Source organism: Bradyrhizobium sp. NAS96.2, assembly GCF_001908235.1.
In the GTDB taxonomy this organism is placed as follows: domain Bacteria; phylum Pseudomonadota; class Alphaproteobacteria; order Rhizobiales; family Xanthobacteraceae; genus Bradyrhizobium.
Genome location: NZ_LGHK01000291.1, coordinates 1 through 1886, shown reverse-complemented (window position 1 = coordinate 1886; position 1886 = coordinate 1). Strand labels below are relative to the sequence as shown.

Genomic DNA, 1886 nt, shown 5'->3' with positions numbered 1-1886 from the left:
CAAGATCCGCCGCTTCGATCTTGCCGATCAGGCCTATGCGCAGGCGATCCGGCTTGGCGGCGAGACCGTGCAGATCCTGAACGACCAGGGATATTCCCTCATGCTGCGCGGCAATCTGAACGGCGCGCGGCGCAAGTTCGAGAAGGCGTATGCGCTCGATCCGGGTAACCCGGTCATCGCCAACAACCTCGAGCTTCTCAACGGCAGCCGGAAGTTCATCGAGCGGCCGCCGAACAATCAGCCGTAGTCTGATCGACCCCAAGGCGGCAGTTTGATGCCGCCGCGGCCGACCAAGGCGCGATGAACTTAGATCGCTTCGCCTTGCCCGCGCGCTCGACCTCTCCCCATTGGAGCGGTCGATTTGCGAACCAAATCGGGTTTGCGATCTATTTGCCCATTAAAGCTCGATAGCCGAAAGCTGCTATTCGGTAATCGCAACGCGGAAATTCGTCCAAGCACTTCCCTCGAATCTGAGGATGGAATCCGCGGTCGTCTTGTTGCCTGCGCGGCGGATTGCCAGGAGCCAGGATCTGTTGCGAAGCGGGGTCTTGGAGAATTCTCGGCTTGGCAACACGGTTACCGCCGCTGTTTTGTCCTCATGCGTATCAGGCTCGCCCCGGAGCCGTTTCGTTTGCGTGTCAATCCAAAAATCTTCATCGTATGGGTCCTCCCGGGACGATCAGTTGGGTATTGCTTCGCCTCCAGTCGGTTCTACCTGAATGGTGGGTGTGAACCGCTTTGCCGCGTACCGGATCAACGGGTTCTCAATCGCGCGCCAGCTTATTTCGGCTAGAATGCATACGAGCAGCAGCGCGACATAGGCCGGGTATTCACAGCGTCCGACCAGTGAGTTGATAACGACAATGTGGAACAGGTAGAGCGCGTAGCAGCGGCGTCCCGCCCAAATGAGTGGACGGAGGAGCACCACACGCTGCCCTGTGGAAGCCGCAGAGGCGGTTATTGCGCAACACATTAGAGCAATGATGGACATCGGCGGGAACGGCTCGATGATTATCCAGTAGGCCACGTCGAGGAGCGGCGCGCTACAGGCCAAGGCAAACCAAAGAAGGCTTGAACGGCAATAGCCGCGCCTATAGCTAGCTATAAGGACACCGCCGAACAGGTCATCGAAACGACCAGGGAGCAGGTACTCCCACGACTGATCGGCTAGATAGTAATGCAGTCCCCATCGCCATATTGGCGCAAACACTACGCCGCACCAGAGCACACGGACCAGCCAGCGGCGCGGAAGCCAGAAAATTATGGCAGGCAGGAGCAGGTAGAACTGTTCCTCAATGGCCAGGGACCAGCTGAGAAAGGCGGGTTCTCGGAATGGGTATCCGTGCTGCACCCACGGGATCGCTTGGGCGAAGAACAGGTAGTAGCCCCAGTACGGAGGAGTAGCGACGGCCAGCAGGAGCCAATAGAGCGGCAGGATGCGGAAAGCACGTCTGCCATAAAACGACGTAAAATATCCCGGCTGGTCTCGGCTATCGAGCAGAATGCCTCCGATCAAGTAGCCGCTGAGCACGAAAAACAGATCGACACCCAGCACTCCTAACTGAAAGCCGAAATAGTGGCAGGCGATCACCATCGAGATTGCCAATCCACGAACAACATCGAGCGGCTCTGAGCGCATAGGCTCCTCCGACGCTCACCGTAATGTCATCGCGGCGTACAATCTACTCCGCCGCTCCAACATTTCCTGCGCTACAGGACATGCAAATCGCCAAAGGACGTGACCGCCTGGGTCGGGCTCGCGGCGAGCTACGACAAGATCCGCCGCTTCGATCTTGCCGATCAGGCCTATGCGCAGGCGATCCGGCTTGGCGGCGAGACCGTGCAGATCCTGAACGACCAGGGATATTCCCTCATGCTGCGCGGCA

General features: G+C 58.5%; 2 protein-coding genes and 1 pseudogene. 2 read left to right on the top strand and 1 reads right to left on the bottom strand.

Annotation, left to right across the window (positions count from 1 at the left end; all coding sequences use genetic code 11):
• A partial coding sequence (locus tag AC628_RS39890; RefSeq protein ID WP_143202061.1) for a tetratricopeptide repeat protein occupies nt 1–247 on the top strand: 247 nt, incomplete at its 5' end.
• Between the two features lie 432 nt (nt 248–679).
• Here the strand turns inward: AC628_RS39890 and AC628_RS39885 are convergent.
• Nucleotides 680–1639 carry an acyltransferase family protein gene (locus tag AC628_RS39885; RefSeq protein ID WP_083633307.1) on the bottom strand — a complete coding sequence of 320 codons (960 nt, stop codon included), beginning with the start codon at nt 1637–1639 and terminating at the stop codon, nt 680–682.
• 81 nt (nt 1640–1720) lie between these two features.
• On the opposite strand from AC628_RS39885, the pseudogene AC628_RS46275 reads away from it, so the two are divergent.
• A pseudogene (locus tag AC628_RS46275) lies at nt 1721–1886 on the top strand (tetratricopeptide repeat protein); the annotation flags it as partial.

Excerpts from the sequence above, each read along its gene's own strand:
- AC628_RS39885 (WP_083633307.1), bottom strand. The coding sequence starts at position 1,639 with ATGCGCTCAGAGCCGCTCGATGTTGTTCGTGGATTGGCAATCTCGATG.